Raw genomic sequence first — 15207 nt, 5'->3', positions numbered from 1 at the left:
AAGAATTGTGAGGCGACGTATTCATGGAAACAACAGTTAAACTGACGACACTTACAAAAAAAGGCGGCTGTGGCTGCAAAATTGGACCAGCGGATTTAGCTGAGGTTTTGCGCACACTCCCTACCGCAACACCAAATCCAAACCTTTTGGTAGGATTGGATACAAGTGATGATGCGGGTGTTTACAAGTTAACAGATGAACTTGCAATCGTGCAAACACTGGATTTCTTCACACCAATCGTAGATGACCCATATGACTTTGGTCAAATTGCGGCTACAAACGCAATCAGTGATGTCTACGCAATGGGAGGGACTCCTATAACTGCCCTTAATATAGTTGCATTCCCTATTGCGGCACTAGACAAAACTATTTTGACAGAAATTCTACGCGGTGCAGCTGACAAATTAAAAGAAGCAGGCGTTACACTTGTTGGTGGACACTCCATTGACGACCAGGAACCGAAGTTCGGTCTTGCTGTGACTGGCACGGTGCACCCAGACAAAATCCGACCAAATGCTGGTGCTATTCCTGGGGATGTTCTCCTTCTTACAAAACCAATTGGAGTAGGTATCTACACGACTTCACTGAAACATGGCAAGCTATCTAATGAAGAAATTAAGCACGTTACGTCTGTCATGACTACACTGAATAAAACGGCTGCTGAGACAATGGCAGATTTTGACGTTCATGCGGTTACAGATGTGACTGGATTCGGTCTACTTGGGCATACTTCTGAAATGGCGAAAGGTAGCAATGCAGGCATCACGTTGAAGGCAGATGCTGTACCGGTTCTTCCACGCGCTAAAGAATTAGCTGAAGGTGGTCACGTTCCAGGTGGAACCAAAAATAACTTTGCGCACCTTGAAGATGATGTTACTTTTGCGAGTCACTTAGACCAAATCGACCAATGGATTTTGTGTGATGCTGTGACTTCTGGTGGATTGCTAATCGCGGTTTCTCCTAATGAAGCGGATGAATTACTAGCTTCCCTACAGAAGAATGGTGTGGACGCAAAACAAATTGGTACAGTTACGTCTGACAATCCGGGACACATTTCTGTCCAATAAGAAGGTGCATGTATGTTTCGTGATATAACACTACGGGAATTAATGGGCCTCCACGCAAAAGAGCCCCATACAATGATCGATGTCCGATCTCCTAAAGAATTTGCAGAAGCAAGTATTCCAGGAGCCTTGAATATTCCTGTTTTTAATGATGCAGAACGGGCAGAAGTTGGTACGATTTATAAGCAAGTCGGTCAGGCAGAAGCAAAAAAGCGAGGACTTGCGATATTTGCTGAAAAACTACCTGCCTTCATAGCTGAGTTTGAAAAAATAGATACGTCTATGACCGTATTTTGTTGGCGCGGAGGAATGCGTAGTAAAACAGCTGCGACAGTTCTCGATCTAATGGGAATCCATGCTCACAGGTTGACTGGTGGCATTCGTACTTATCGCCAATGGGTGGTAGAGGAGCTTGCAAATATTGAGTATACACCTGAGCTGATTGTGTTAAATGGCTATACCGGTTCAGGCAAGACAGTGATATTGCATAAGCTAGCAGAAGCGGGTGAACCTATTGTCGATTTAGAACATCTCGCAGGACACAGAGGATCAATTTTCGGTCAGATTGGTTTAGAGGGCAGTAATCAGAAAAACTTTGAATCGTTACTTTTACATGATCTTAAACGGACTAAAGATGAAAAAGTTGTGTTCATAGAAGGTGAAAGTAAACGGATTGGTAAAGTGACGATGCCTGGTTTCTTGTTCGATAAAAAGGAACATAGTCGACAGTTAATTATCCAACTACCGATTGAAGAACGCGTAAGAATTACGTTGGAAGACTATAAGCCAACAAAACGACCTGAAGAGTTCAAAGCTGCTTTCCAACAAATACGGCGCCGGATTCACGTGCCAATTGCGAAGGAAATTGAAATTGCATTGGAAACAAGCGATTTTGAGAAGGCGACCCTATTGCTCCTTGAGCATTACTATGATCCTCGCTATCAGCATTCGACTGGAAAAGTGGATGATAACTTGAAAGTGTCAATTGCAGCAGATACTGTGGACGAGGCATTTGAGAAAGTATTGGCTTGGAAACAGGAGTATATGAAGAAATAATAAAGAAAACATGCACACCTCTGAGAGTCGTTAAACTCCTTTGGCGTGCATGTTTTTTTGGGTGGCAGGATGCTGATTGTCGTGTTTATGATCATTATTGTGACGTTATGATCATTTCTTTTGTTTTTTGAGCACTTTTCAGTTTTTATGATCACTTTTGATGAGTTATGAGCACTTTCCACGTTTTATGAGCACTTTTCATATTTTATGATCAAATTCTTTCAGTTATGAGCATTCCAAGCGTTTGATGATAGACGAAAACTAAAAACCTGCCAGTAAGATGGCAGGTTGGTTATTAAGTAGACGAGAAGATACGAGTCCAATTAATCGAAGTGCACTTAACCAATCAAATCTTTTAATTCTTGACCTTCTAGTAGAAACAAACGATATCGGTCACCAATTCTCTCTTGTTAAAGGATTAATTATTGGCATCGCTTCACTTTTTTTGTACTTTAGCTTCGGTAAAGTAGCTTGTCGAATTCAATGGATTTTTTGAAAGGTGTTATGAGCAGATTTCGGGATTTATGATTACTTTTTCAGGTTTAAGATCATCTTTTTACCTTTATGATCATTTATAAAAGTTTATGATCACTTCTCAAAATTTATGATCATTTTCCTCAGTATTTGATCATATTTTACGATTTATGATCACCAGTCAACTCTCCCCCACCTTCCCTCATTTTTTTGCGTCATTCACGCGTTCCAGTGGGATATCTGCTGTGATGTCATTCAATACCCAGCTTGCACAGACAAGGCCCGCTACGGATGGGCAATAGGAATTTGATGCGGGAGGCATCTTCGCTTTCCGGATTTCAGCATCTGGCTTCCCAACCGTCTCTACGACATCTGGACGGACAATGATTGGGCTTTCATCTGAAAATACAACAGGTACTCCTTTGTGGATGCCTAGTTTACGTAGACGCGTACGAATCACTTTTGCAATTGGGTCTGTGTGTGTTTTAGAGATATCTGCAATTTGGAATCGGGTAGGATCGATTTTGTTCGCTGCCCCCATACTTGAAATGATTTTAATACCGCGCTTATGACACTGTTCGATTAAGTGAATTTTGTAACTGATTGTATCAGAGGCGTCGATTACATAATCCGGCTTTTGTTCGAAAAATCGCTCAGCAGTCTCCTCCGTATAAAACATATGAAGCGGAACAATTTCGCAATTTTCGTTAATATCTTGAATTCGCTCCACCATCACTTCCACTTTTGAGCGTCCAACAGTAGACAAATAAGCTACTAATTGACGATTAATATTGGTAATATCTACATCATCTTTATCTACTAAAATTATTTTACCTACTCCGCTACGTGCGCATGCTTCAGCAGCGAAAGATCCAACTCCGCCAACGCCTAATATCGCAACAGTTGTGTCGCTCATTCTCTTGACGCCTTCTTTGCCAATGGATAATTCGTTTCTTGAAAACTGATTCAGCATTTTTTTAACAACCTCTCTTCTCCGTAATTCACAAATAAAAACCTCTCAGCAAGACTGCCGAGAGGTGACCATTCACATAAGAAACAAATCCCGAATGTGCCGTCTTTGTAATATCGTTTTGAACCCGCACGATGCAGGTGGGTGTCCAATCTACTCACTTCTGAGGTCCCATGACAGGCATGTCATCATAAGAAGAATCTAGACTCCCGACGATTGAAGTGTTCGGTCAAAACTGTCTGGCAAATAACGAACACCTCAGGATTTGTTGTTAGGTGTATCATATCATACGACTTCTTGTGATTCAATAATTTGCATATGAAATTATCTGTTTAATTCAGAAAAGTCCTAATTTCCTATTTTTGTTCGTCCGCCAATTGGATGTGCAATTCCTTCAGTTGTTTAGGGTCAACAACGTCTGGAGCCGCTGTTAACAAATCAGTTGCACTTGCTGTTTTCGGGAATGCAATGGTGTCACGTAGGTTAGTAGAACCAGAAAGCAACATGACGAGACGGTCAAGGCCGAATGCAATTCCGCCGTGTGGAGGCGTACCGTATTCGAACGCATCGAGAAGGAATCCAAATTGTTCTCGTGCTTGTTCATCTGTAAATCCAAGTGCTTTAAACATTTTTTCTTGAACATCGCGTTCGTAAATACGGAGTGAACCACCGCCTAGTTCGTAACCATTTAGCACTAAGTCGTACGCTAATGCTTTGACTGTTTCGGGACTCGATACAAGTTCTTCTACGTCTGCTGGCATTGTGAATGGATGGTGGGCTGCATAATAACGTCCATCTTCCTCGTCGTATTCAAACAATGGCCAGTCTGTGACCCATAGGAAGTTATAAAGGGTTTCGTCGATTAGTCCTCGTTCGCGACCGAACTTCATACGAAGTGCACCAAGCGTGTCAGCCACCACTGATTTTTTATCCGCAGCGAATAATAACAAGTCACCCGGTTGTGCATCTGCCGCTGTTTTAAGTGCTTCAGCAGTTTCGCCTTCGAAGAACTTCGAAATCGGACCTTTTAGACCATCTTCCTCACATTTCAACCACGCTAATCCTTTTGCACCATAAACCGCTGCAAATTCACCGAAACCATCAATATCTTTGCGGGAATAATCTGCTGCAGCACCTTTTACATTGATCAATTTCACTTGGCCGCCAGCTTCCAAAGCACCAGTGAACACTTTAAATGCTGTTTCCTTAACAATTTCAGAAACGTCTATGAGTTCCATTGCAAAACGTGTATCCGGTTTATCCGAACCGTACCGTGCCATTGCATCCGTATACGTAATTCGTTTAAACGGTCCTTCGATAGTAAGTTCTTTCACATCATTCATGACTTTTTGCATAAGACGTTCGTTCAACTCGATGATTTCTTCGATTGACATGAAACTCATTTCCATATCAATTTGAGTGAATTCCGGCTGACGATCCGCGCGCAAGTCTTCATCACGGAAACAACGCGCAATTTGGAAATAGCGGTCAAAACCGGATACCATCAACATCTGTTTGAAGAGCTGTGGTGATTGGGGAAGTGCATAGAACTCACCTTCATGGACACGGCTTGGAACGAGATAGTCCCGTGCGCCTTCAGGTGTCGACTTTGTTAGGATTGGTGTCTCCACTTCTAGGAAGCCTTCTCCATCCAAGAAGTTACGGACTGTTTTCGTAATATCCGAACGCATTTTGAATGTACGTGCTAATTGTGGACGACGAAGATCTAGATATCGATATTTCAAACGTAACTCTTCACTGACATCAGTGTCGTCTTCAATTAAAAACGGAGGGTTTTTCGCTTCATTGATAATTGTGAGCTCTGTCACTTGAACTTCAATAGCTCCCGTTTTCAAATTCTTGTTTTTCGTCCGTTCTTCACGTTCCACTACGTTACCCGTAATTGAAATAACGAATTCGCTCCGTAACTTTTCAGCAGTTGCGAGTGCGTCTTCAGAAATTGCAGGGTTGAAAACCGCTTGTACGATTCCTGTACGGTCACGCATATCCACGAAGATTAGTCCCCCGAGGTCACGACGTTTTTGAACCCATCCCTTTAACATTACTTCTTGACCGATTTGTTGCTCATTTAGTTCTCCACAATAGTGTGTTCGCTGCATCATTCAACACTGCCTCTCTTCAATTAGCCTTTGATAAGTTCGATTAGTTCGGTGATGGTAACGGATTGCTGTGTACCTTCTGTCATGTTTTTAAGTTGGACTATTTGTTGTTCGACTTCCTCTTCCCCGATTACCGTAACCCATTTAGCTTGTAATCGGTCAGCGGACTTCATTTGCGCTTTCATCTTCCGATCGAGGTAGTCCATATCCGCTCGGATACCTGCAGAACGCAATTGCTGAAGTACTTGGAAACCTTCTTTCCTCGCCGCTTCACCAAGCGTTACAACGTAAACGTCAAGAGCATCGTCATTCGTGAGTGTCACTTGCTCTGCTTCTAGAGCTAACAGCAAGCGTTCGATACTCATTCCGAAACCGATTCCTGGAGCTGCAGGACCACCCATTTCTTCAGACAAACCATTGTAACGTCCACCGCCGCAAAGCGTCGTGATAGCACCGAAGCCTTCAGCCGTACTCATGATTTCGAAGGCAGTGTGGTTATAGTAGTCAAGGCCACGAACCAAGTTTGGATCTAGTTCATACGTAATTCCAGATTTCGTCAATAACGTTTTCAATGCTTCGAAATACGCACGAGATTCCTCATTCAAATAATCAGTTAAGGATGGAGCAGTTTTCATGAGTGGGTGCTCGTGATCCACTTTACAATCCAAAATTCGCAATGGATTTTTCTCTAACCGGTTCTGGCAATCGGAACAGAACTCGTCGATATGTGGTGTGAAATGCGCAACGAGCGCATCTCTGTGAGCGGTACGTGACTCTTTATCCCCAAGTGAATTTAAGACAAGCTTGATGTCCTTTAGACCTGCACGCTTGTAAACTTCGAGCGCGAGTGAGATCACTTCAGCATCAATTGCTGGATCAGCACTTCCGATTGCTTCTGTGCCAAATTGGACAAATTGGCGATAGCGACCTGCTTGCTGACGTTCGTATCGGAACATCGGCTCAATGTAATACAATTTAACGGGTTGATCAACCCAGCCAAACATTTTATGTTCGATGAACGAACGAACGACTGGAGCTGTTCCTTCAGGACGTAATGTCATGGAACGATCTCCACGGTCTTTGAACGTATACATCTCTTTCGATACGATATCTGTAGTATCCCCTACAGCACGTTGGAAAAGTTCCGTCTGTTCAAACATCGGTGTGCGAATTTCTGAATAGCGGTAGACTTCACAAGCTTCACGGATCAGTTGTTCAACTTTTTGCCATTTCCAAGATTCGGCTGGCAGAATGTCTTGTGTTCCTCTTGGTACTTTAAACTTCATTGGTAAGCCCCTCTCATCTGTTTCAGTTCTACGGAAATACAAAAAAGCTCCCACCCCTTGCGTATGCAAGGGACGAGAGCTTGTAATTAGCTTCCGCGGTTCCACCCAAATTGACGTCTATGACGTCCACTCGTATCCGGATAACGGCCGGCTCCGTCCTTACCTAGTAGGCCACTCAGGCGTTTCAGTAAAGAGTCTCGTTGGTGTTGTTCTTCAAGTTAGTCTGCAGGGGGATTTCAGCCACGTCCGCCCTTCTCTGTTCAGCCACAATCTTGATTACTTTCCAAGTCATCGACATGAATACTTCATGTAGTTAACAATAATAGTACCATCTGTTGCAAATGTGTCAACCTTTTTCATTTTCTCTAGTCTTTTTCGACAATCTCTTTTACAATAATGAGAAAGGAGAGTGATGTTATGACAAAACTTGCGAAACTAGTAGCCGCTATCCTATTGTTCTCGGTAACGCTGCTAGATGCACACCCCGCGACTGCGGATTCTTCAGGAAAAACGGTAGTTGTCAATTCTCCTACCCTCAATGTACGTTCTGGTCCGGGGCTCACCTATTCATTAACAGGAAAGCTAAAAAATGGGCAAAACGTGCAAGTCATCGATCGTTCAGATGATTGGCTACAAATAATGGTTGATGGTGAAACTGGATGGATTGCTTCTTGGCTTACCAAATCCTATGACAGTGGATCCAACGACGGAAAAACCATCGTATCCCGTGTCGATTCACTAAATATCCGATCGTCTCCTTCTATTGCTTCTGCAGCTATTGGAAAATTACGTTCCGGTGATCTTGCAGAACTGATTGAATACCAAGGCGAATGGGCTTCAATTATTGTAGATGGCATGGAAGGTTGGGTTCACACGACATACATAACTGAAGTAGATTCAGACCAAAAACAGACCGATTCAACATCGGATAAACCTAAAGTTACTGATGCCAATACATTTACTGTGTCAGTTGACAAATTAAATGTCCGAAAGAAGCCTGACCAGACCTCAAGACGTGTTTCGACTGTGAGCAAGAACGAAACATACCCCATTCAAAAAATAGAGGGCAACTGGGTAAGGATTACATTGGCAGGTAAAAAATCCGGATGGGTGTACTCTTTCCATGGTGAACTTTCAAACAAGAGTACAAGTACTTCAAAAAGCTCTACAAAGACCGTCTCAATCGTCACAAACGGAACAAATATCCGAGTAGAACCGACTACCTCCTCAGACGTTGCCTTACGTGCTGACGCTGGAGATGTGTTCCAAGTGATTGAAAAGAAAGACGACTGGTATGAGGTCCATCTGCCAACTGGAGGAACCGCATATGTCGCTGATTGGGTTGTCAATTCCTCCGACATCTCTACCGCATCGAAAACGACAATTCCGAAAAAACCAAAGCGAGTACCAGGGACTTTAAAAGGAATCACAATTGCCTTAGATCCTGGTCATGGGGGCAATGACCGTGGTACAACCGGTTCACATGGAACAGACGAAAAAGATTTAACGTTGCTTACTGCAGAACTACTTGCTGGGAAGTTAAAAGATGCAGGCGCTACCGTCGTCATGACACGAAATTCGGATACATATGTGTCTCTTCGTAAGCGTACGTCTATCGCTCAACAGGAAGGTGCAGATGTCTTCGTCAGTCTGCATTATGATGCGAATCCAGACCGAGCCATTACGGGGTTCACCACCTATTACACGCAGTCTACTCAACATTCTTTTGCACAAGCAATCAATGACGGGCTCTCCGGCTCCATCGATCTAAATAATCGCGGTACACAGCCTGCTAATTACTTGGTTCTGCGTGAAAATAGATTGCCTGCAGTCCTTATTGAATTAGGATTTTTATCAAATTCTTCCGAAGAACGTGTACTTACGAGTTCTTATTTTAGAGAACAGGCCTCACAAGGAATTTACAAAGGACTTCTTCATTATTTTGACGCACAATGAAAAACGTCCGCTGCAGCCTAGAGTTGGCTAGCAGCGGACGTTTTTATTTGGATTCAACAATAATTGTTACTGGACCATCGTTCACGAGCGCAACATCCATCATCGCACCGAAAATTCCGGTTTCTACATTTAAACCATAGGCACGAAGCTGTTCGTTGAAATAATCGTAAAGAGGCTCTGCAGTCTCAGGTCTGGCTGCATCGATAAAGCTCGGGCGTCTTCCTTTACGCGTGTCCCCATAAAGCGTGAATTGAGAGACCGAAAGAATGGCTCCACCCGTTTCCTCAATGGAACGATTCATCTTTCCTTCTTCATCCTCAAACAAACGAAGACCTGCAACTTTTTTCGCAACATACGCAGCATCTTCTTGTGTGTCTGTGTGCGTGAGGCCGACAAGTAGTACATACCCATGCTCGATTGCACCTGTCACGGTACCATCGACTGTTACTGAAGCCTTCTTAGAACGTTGAAGGACTACTTTCATGTCCGCCCCCCCTTTTTGTTAGTTAATAATCCGTTGAACGGAATAAATGTCTCGTACTTGCTTGATTTTATCGACAATTCGTTGCAAGTGTTGAAGATCTGTAATTTTAATGGACATACTGATGTGAGCGATTTTCACGCGATCAGCTTTTCCAGAAACCGCCACAATCGGCGTTTTTGTATCCACTACCGCCATCATCACTTCGTTTAAAAGTCCTTGTCGATCATAGCCTGTAATTTCAATATCGACCTGGAATTCTTTCTTAACGCTTTCAGTACCGGAAACTGCCCAACTCACGTCTATCAATCGATCCTCTTGCTCCCCATCCGCATGGATATTCGGACAGTCTACACGATGAACCGATACTCCTCGTCCTTTTGTGATGAACCCAACAATTTCATCCCCAGGGACTGGATTGCAACATTTAGATAAGCGAATGAGTAAGTTTTCCAGCCCTTTGACGACAACACCTGATTCCGTCATAGCTGGTGGTGGCTGAGTCTTAATCTCAGACACAATTTTATCAATTGCATCCTTCTGTTCCCGCTCTTTTCGGATCTTGTCCGTCATGCGATTCACGACTTGCTGTGCGGTAATTCCACCAGATCCTATTGCTGCATACATATCTTCTTCAGATGTAAAACTATATTTATCAATAACGCGTCGTAAACTTTCTGGTGTGACTACTTCGCGTTGAATAAATTCTTGATGCTTCACTTCTTTTTCTAGCAATTCTTTTCCACGATATATGTTCTCTTCTCGCAATTGCTTTTTAAAATACTGGCGGATCTTGTTGCGCGCTTGGGATGTATTGGCAATTTTCAACCAATCACGACTTGGCCCAAACGATTGTTTAGACGTTAACACTTCCACAATATCGCCTGTATATAATTCGGTTTCAAGAGGAACCATTTTTCCATTTACTTTCGCACCGATTGTACGATTCCCGACCTCAGAGTGAACACGATAGGCAAAATCGATGGGAATGGAACCTTTTGGAAGTTCGATGACGTCCCCTTCAGGTGTAAAAACGTATACCATGTCAGAGAATAAGTCGAATTTTAATGACTCCATGAATTCTTCTGCATTTGAAGACTCATTTTGCATTTCCAATATTTCTCTAAACCATGTTAACTTGGAGTCAATTGTATCCGGGTGATCTGCAGTGATTCCTTCTTTATACGCCCAGTGTGCAGCAACCCCGAATTCAGCGATCTTGTGCATCTCCTCAGTACGAATCTGCACTTCAAGCGGATCACCCGCAGGTCCAACAACAGTCGTATGCAACGATTGATACAAATTTTGCTTTGGCATCGCAATATAGTCTTTGAAGCGCCCAGGCATAGGCTTCCAAAGAGTGTGGATAATGCCAAGGACGGCATAACAGTCTTTAATGCTTTTGACGACAATGCGCACCGCAAGCAAATCGTAAATTTCATTGAATTCTTTTTTCTGTAACACCATTTTTCGATAAATGGAATACAAATGCTTGGGACGACCGGATAATTCAGCATGAATGTCCATCGTACCAATTTCATTATGAATCTGCTCCATGACATTCGCTAAGTAGTTTTCTCGTTCTACGCGCTTTTGTTTCATGAGGTTGACGATGCGGTAATATTGCTGGGGGTTTAAATAGCGAAGGGCGATGTCTTCAAGCTCCCATTTAATCGCAGATATTCCGAGTCGATGCGCTAGCGGTGCAAATATTTCAAGTGTTTCCGCAGAGATTCGACGTTGTTTTTCTTCTTTCACATACTTTAACGTCCTCATATTATGCAAACGATCCGCCAGTTTAATAAGAATGACTCGAATATCTTGAGCCATTGCGATAAACATCTTCCGGTGATTTTCAGCTTGTTTTTCTTCATTCGTTTTAAACTTCAACTTTTCAAGTTTGGTGACACCATCGACAAGCATTGCGACTTCTTCACCGAAGTCCCGCACGATATCACCTCTGCCAATTTCAGTATCTTCTACAACATCATGCAAAAAGCCTGCAGCTACTGTTGAAGGATCCATCTGAAGTTCTGCAAGAATCCCAGCTACTTGCACCGGATGGAGAATGTAAGGTTCTCCAGAACTCCTGAACTGACCTTCATGCGCTCTCTTTGCAGCTTCGTACGCTTTTTCGACAAATGAGACGTGTTCGTTATTCATATAGGAACCGACGAGTTCAAATATATCCTCTGCCGTTAAATCTTGATTTTTAGCCATTCTCTCACCTCTTTCAAGCAATTTCCGAAAAAATAAACATACCTCTATTGTATGGCGAAAATAGAAGATTTGTAAAGAAATGAATTCACGTTGTTTCATCACTTTGTCGAAAGCTTGTCTAAACCTGGTTTTGCTCCATTTTTCTGTAAAGAAATACAAAAACTCCCCCGCAAGAATGCAGAGGAGAAAAATATTAGTATTTCATTAATGAAAGAACGTTATGGTTTTCTAATTTCCGGCGACCATCTAGGTAAGTAAGTTCGATAAGAAACGCACATCCTGCCACAACGCCGCCTAGCTTTTCAACAAGTTCAACCGTTGCACCAACTGTACCACCTGTAGCGAGAAGGTCGTCCACAACGAGAACGCGTTGTCCTGGTTTGATGGCATCTTTATGAATCGTTAATTGGTCAACACCGTATTCTAAATCATAGTTGACTGCAATCGTTTCACGAGGTAATTTTCCTGGTTTGCGAACCGGAGCAAATCCGATTTCAAGTGCATACGCAACAGGACATCCGATGATAAATCCACGCGCTTCCGGTCCAACAATAAGTTCAGCACCCATTTCTTTTGCATACTCCACGATTTGGTCCGTCGCATACTTGTAAGCTTCTCCATTATCCATAATCGTTGTAATATCTTTAAAGCTAATGCCTTTTTTCGGATAATCGGGAACTACTGTTACGAATTGTTTCAAGTCCATACTGTTTCCTCCTTGACGGCTATCTCCTGTTGCACCTTTTGAAACCATTGCTTAAGCTCATGGTAAGGAGCATACAGCATCCGTTCTTCCATTTCAATCTGTCTTTTCCGTTCTTGATAAGCCGGTGCATCGGCAAGATCCCTCTTACCTGCTGTTGGTTCTATACTAACAACACCATTCTCTATCTTAACAAATCCTAAATCAAAAAACACTCTCGACATGAAATAAATTGTATCTAATTTCCAACCTTTGTGCTTCGCCAGTTGCTCTGCTTGTCCGGACAAATCGAATGTACTCCGCTTTTTCAAGAAACTGAAGTACCATCCAAACTCTGTTCGATCCGGAATGCCGTCAAAATATCTCGAATCTGGAGCATAGAAATGAGCATATATCCGGCCTGGATCATACTCACTCAGTAACGACTCAAGATGTTCTTGCTGTTCAGGTATATCAAGTAACACAATGTGTTCTACCGTTCCATCTTCCTGACGCTCCTCATATAAAGTGATTTCTCTACCTTGAAGAATCGGCAAGAAGTGAGTTTTTGTCTGAGATTGGAACGCAATATAGAGAACATTTTCCTTAGGTATTGTATGAATCCAGCGAAGCGGATCACGGATTCCTCTCAAATCGAACACTTGACGCTCATCAGAACGAATATCTTGAAGTAAGATTTGTGGCTTTTTAAAATTATTCCACTCGTTCACTTGCAAATCTCCTGTCACCATCAGAGACATGCCGTGTGTCATTTCATCAGCAAGATCACCAGAACCAAAGCTGATCGCATCCAATTTACTCGCTCCATCTTCTAGTTCAAGTTTTAAATGGTTTTTCGCAGATCCGATTTTCCTGATGGAACCGACTGTAATCTGTTCAATCATATACATCGGTTTCGGAAAGGCCATTCCAAAAGGACGTAACTGTTCCAATGATTCTAATATGTCCACTTCAATTTCATCGATCGTCAGTGGGACGTCAATTTCAACAGTAGCGATGAGGTGTTCATCTAATAATACTTGCCCTGCTTGTTCATTCAGCCGGTCTCGTAGAGCATCTACATCCGTTAAAGCGAGTGTCATACCTGCAGCCATGGCATGTCCACCGAAGTGCGGAAGTAGTTCTTTGTTCTTTGAGAGTTCCTGATAAAGGTCAAAGCCTTCGATACTGCGTGCAGATCCTTTTGCAGTTCCAGCAACTGGGTCAATTGATAGGACAATTGAAGGACGATGGAATTTCTCGGTCAATCGGGAAGCAACGATTCCAATCACACCCGGATTCCACCCTTCCTTAGCTAAAACAAATACATGAGGAATAGAAGATCCATAACATGCTTCAATCATTGATAGCGCTTCTTCTGTAATCCCATTGACAAGAGCTTGACGTTCTTTATTTAGTCGATCCAGTTCGTTTGCGATTCCAGTAGCTATATCACTTTCCTCTGCTTTCAATAGGTCAACAGCAGGATCTGCATCTCCTAAACGACCTGGTGCATTGAGTCGTGGACCAACCATGAAGCCAAGTGTCTCTTCCGTAAATTGTCGTTGTTCGGTTCCACCAATTTTTGCCAAAGCCTGTATCCCTGGGCGACTCGACATACGAAGACGACGGATGCCTTCTTTTACGAAATACCGGTTTTCATCCAATAATGGGACTAGGTCTGCTACAGTGCCGATTGCCGCAAATTCGAGTAAATCAAGAGGAGCCTCTCCAAGAAGAGCCGTTGCTAGTTTAAACGCAACACCAACGCCTGCCAACTCACCAAATGGGTAATTTCCTTCTGGGTGTCTTGGATGAATGACAGCATCTGCCTGAGGTAACGATTCGCCAATTTCATGGTGATCCGTGATGATGATATCGAGTCCAATCGATTTTGCAAACGAGATCTGTTCAATTCCAGAAACGCCATTATCCACTGTAATGATAAGAGTGGCGCCAAGATCCGCTATTTCTTGGAATAGGTCGCTGTTTGGTCCATAGCCGTGTTCAAATCGATTAGGGATGACGAAGGATACATCCGCTCCAATTCTTTCTAACGCTGTTGTTAGGACCGAAACACTGGTTACACCATCTGCATCGTAATCGCCGTATACGACTATATGTTCACCGTTTTCGACAGCTGTTTGAATTCTAGAGACGGCTTTGTCCATATCATACAAGAGAAATGGATCATGAAGGACGGTTGCATCTGTTGTTAAAAACTTTTTGACTGATTCAGGATCTTGAAACCCTCGAGATACCAAAATTTTTGCATGTAGTGACGGCAATTTCAATTCCGTCATTAACCTATCTACAAGAGCTTCATCAGGTCTATTTATCTTCCAATTTTTGTTTGATTTAATCAATGAATTCACTTCCTTATGGCTATTATACCGGCTGTAGGAAATTTCCGAAAGGATTGTATCCAAAAGAAAAACGTCCTTGCGATCATCGCAAAGACGTTTGATGTATTACTTATTGGCACCATACTGATCACCCATGACTTCATTTGCAAGTTCTGGTGATTTTTGAAGCATTGCAATTTCGTTTTGTTGATTGGCAATTATACTTTCCTTCTCGGTGATTTGTCGTTGCAGTACCTTTACTTCACGTCGGGTCCTAACTGATCTAAAGACCGCAAAGAGGCCGCTTGCTAGGGCACCGAGTAATGCAGAACCAAGAATGACGAGGACGAGTGGCCAGTGGGCTTCTCCAAATACATAATCGACTGGAACTTTATCGACATTGAATACTGCGAAAACTGCAATGATGATTGCAAATAATAAACCGATTACGAGCATCCATTGAGATTTCATCGGGTTTCCTCCTTTAGGTAAAAGCTGGATTAAGGATAAAGTAGATTTCTCTCACCAGCGATGCATGTGAATAAACATAAAA

Annotated in this window: 12 protein-coding genes, 1 other RNA gene and 1 other annotated feature; of the genes, 4 read left to right on the top strand and 9 right to left on the bottom strand. The window is 42.8% G+C overall.

Going from position 1 to position 15207, the window contains the following annotated elements; translation table 11 throughout:
• The first annotated feature begins 23 nt into the window (after window positions 1–23).
• The 3 genes from selD to M3197_RS11785 all read left to right on the top strand — a co-directional run bounded on the left by selD (window position 24) and on the right by M3197_RS11785 (window position 2616).
• The gene (gene selD, locus M3197_RS11795; RefSeq protein ID WP_251661775.1) at window positions 24–1067 is read left to right on the top strand and encodes a selenide, water dikinase SelD; all 1044 of its coding nucleotides are present in this window, start codon (window positions 24–26) and stop codon (window positions 1065–1067) included.
• A 12-nt stretch (window positions 1068–1079) separates the two neighbouring features.
• Entirely contained in the window at window positions 1080–2120 is a 1041-nt protein-coding gene (mnmH, locus tag M3197_RS11790) for a tRNA 2-selenouridine(34) synthase MnmH (protein WP_251661774.1), read from the top strand.
• 280 nt (window positions 2121–2400) lie between these two features.
• A complete protein-coding gene (locus M3197_RS11785; protein WP_251661773.1) occupies window positions 2401–2616 on the top strand; it encodes a hypothetical protein in 216 nt (71 codons plus the stop codon).
• 180 nt (window positions 2617–2796) lie between these two features.
• Here M3197_RS11785 and M3197_RS11780 read toward each other — a convergent pair whose 3' ends face one another.
• From M3197_RS11780 to hisS, 4 genes are all read right to left on the bottom strand, one after another.
• Complete coding sequence (locus tag M3197_RS11780; RefSeq protein ID WP_251661772.1) at window positions 2797–3567, bottom strand: tRNA threonylcarbamoyladenosine dehydratase; 771 nt, start codon at window positions 3565–3567, stop codon at window positions 2797–2799.
• Window positions 3568–3650: 83 nt separating this feature from the next.
• A non-coding RNA gene (gene ssrS, locus M3197_RS11775) (6S RNA) lies at window positions 3651–3832 on the bottom strand.
• An 88-nt stretch (window positions 3833–3920) separates the two neighbouring features.
• Window positions 3921–5687: an aspartate--tRNA ligase gene (aspS, locus tag M3197_RS11770; protein WP_251661771.1), complete on the bottom strand. Its 1767-nt coding sequence runs from the start codon at window positions 5685–5687 to the stop codon at window positions 3921–3923.
• A 20-nt stretch (window positions 5688–5707) separates the two neighbouring features.
• The gene (gene hisS, locus M3197_RS11765; RefSeq protein ID WP_251661770.1) at window positions 5708–6970 is read right to left on the bottom strand and encodes a histidine--tRNA ligase; all 1263 of its coding nucleotides are present in this window, start codon (window positions 6968–6970) and stop codon (window positions 5708–5710) included.
• 65 nt (window positions 6971–7035) lie between these two features.
• Window positions 7036–7271 (bottom strand) — a binding site (T-box leader).
• A 116-nt stretch (window positions 7272–7387) separates the two neighbouring features.
• On the opposite strand from hisS, the gene M3197_RS11760 reads away from it, so the two are divergent.
• Window positions 7388–8926: an N-acetylmuramoyl-L-alanine amidase family protein gene (locus M3197_RS11760; RefSeq protein ID WP_251661769.1), complete on the top strand. Its 1539-nt coding sequence runs from the start codon at window positions 7388–7390 to the stop codon at window positions 8924–8926.
• 43 nt (window positions 8927–8969) lie between these two features.
• Here M3197_RS11760 and dtd read toward each other — a convergent pair whose 3' ends face one another.
• The 5 genes from dtd to M3197_RS11735 all read right to left on the bottom strand — a co-directional run bounded on the left by dtd (window position 8970) and on the right by M3197_RS11735 (window position 15125).
• A complete protein-coding gene (gene dtd, locus M3197_RS11755; RefSeq protein ID WP_251661768.1) occupies window positions 8970–9410 on the bottom strand; it encodes a D-aminoacyl-tRNA deacylase in 441 nt (146 codons plus the stop codon).
• Window positions 9411–9428: 18 nt separating this feature from the next.
• A complete protein-coding gene (locus M3197_RS11750) occupies window positions 9429–11627 on the bottom strand; it encodes a RelA/SpoT family protein (RefSeq protein WP_251661767.1) in 2199 nt (732 codons plus the stop codon).
• A 193-nt stretch (window positions 11628–11820) separates the two neighbouring features.
• Window positions 11821–12333: an adenine phosphoribosyltransferase gene (locus M3197_RS11745; RefSeq protein ID WP_251661766.1), complete on the bottom strand. Its 513-nt coding sequence runs from the start codon at window positions 12331–12333 to the stop codon at window positions 11821–11823.
• Window positions 12324–14684: a single-stranded-DNA-specific exonuclease RecJ gene (gene recJ, locus M3197_RS11740; protein ID WP_432813999.1), complete on the bottom strand. Its 2361-nt coding sequence runs from the start codon at window positions 14682–14684 to the stop codon at window positions 12324–12326. Before recJ ends, M3197_RS11745 begins: the two co-directional genes overlap by 10 nt.
• A gap of 96 nt (window positions 14685–14780) precedes the next feature.
• Window positions 14781–15125, bottom strand: a complete 345-nt coding sequence (locus M3197_RS11735; protein WP_251661764.1) for a LapA family protein — start codon at window positions 15123–15125, stop codon at window positions 14781–14783.
• Window positions 15126–15207: the final 82 nt, after the last annotated feature.

Origin of the sequence: Sporosarcina aquimarina (assembly GCF_023715615.1) — a bacterium.
Taxonomy (GTDB): Bacteria; Bacillota; Bacilli; order Bacillales_A; family Planococcaceae; genus Sporosarcina; species Sporosarcina aquimarina_A.
Note: the sequence above shows the minus strand (reverse complement) of the source record. Positions and strands in the feature narration are given on the sequence as shown.